This is a genomic window from Petralouisia muris (assembly GCF_004793545.1).
Classification (GTDB): domain Bacteria; phylum Bacillota; class Clostridia; order Lachnospirales; family Lachnospiraceae; genus Petralouisia; species Petralouisia muris.
The window spans coordinates 1-898 of the sequence record NZ_SRYA01000219.1; the positions used below are offsets into that span (position 1 = coordinate 1).

Here is an 898-nt window from a genome sequence, read left to right on the forward strand (position 1 = left end):
ATAACTGTCAGGTGAGTGTGAAGGAGATGAATGAACATATGAACCGCTTACGGAAATGTCGAAAGCGTAGAGATTCCATCAAAACCAGGGGGTAGTCGTTAACCTGGGATAAGCCTGGAGGAAACCTGTTTACAGTCCAGGCGGTGGGCGGCATAAAGGCGGCATGAACTTTACACAGGCATCTGCACGGAACGTGGGAACCCACGGGCTGATGTTAAGGGAGCATATCAAGCGGAAGAACCGTAAGATAAGAGTGCCGATGCAGTCATGGGGGCGGATTGGGTTATAGTGGCGTGGAAGTTTCTGTAATGGGAATGGAGCAAAGAACCCGAATTATCCGGCTTTAAGGATAAGTCAACTTTAGAAAGAAGGAGGAACTTATGCAAGAAGCAAAGCCATACAGTATTTCAAAGAAAGCAGTGATAGCGGCTTATCAAAGAGTGAAAGCGAACAAGGGAACCCATGGCGTGGATGAACAGTCCATAGAAGATTTTGAGAGGAAACTCAATAACAACCTCTACAAAATATGGAACAGGATGTCATCCGGCGCTTATTTTCCCAAACCTGTAAAAGCGGCAGCGATACCAAAGAAGAACGGAGAAACCAGAATTCTGGGGATTCCGACAGTAGAGGACAGAATTGCCCAGATGGTGGCGAAGCTGCACTTTGAACCCTTTGTGGAGCCAATCTTTTATGAAGATTCCTATGGATGCCGTCCGAACAAGTCAGCCATACAGGCGCTTGAAGCCACAAGGACAAGATGTTGGAGAAAAGACTGGGTGCTGGAGTTTGATGTCCGGGGGCTGTTTGATAACATCAGACATGATTGTCTCATGGAAATGGTAAAGAAACATACCAAAGAGAAATGGATAATCCTATATATCCAGAGATGGCTGAC

At 46.2% G+C, this 898-nt stretch carries 2 protein-coding genes; both read left to right on the forward strand.

All coding sequences use genetic code 11. The annotated features are described in order from the left end of the window. Positions 1-163: 163 nt before the first annotated feature. Complete coding sequence (locus E5329_RS31440; protein WP_275443894.1) at positions 164-289, forward strand: hypothetical protein; 126 nt, start codon at positions 164-166, stop codon at positions 287-289. Between the two features lie 91 nt (positions 290-380). Continuing rightward, on the forward strand, positions 381-898 hold a 518-nt coding region (locus tag E5329_RS29155; protein WP_275443895.1), incomplete at its 3' end, for a reverse transcriptase domain-containing protein.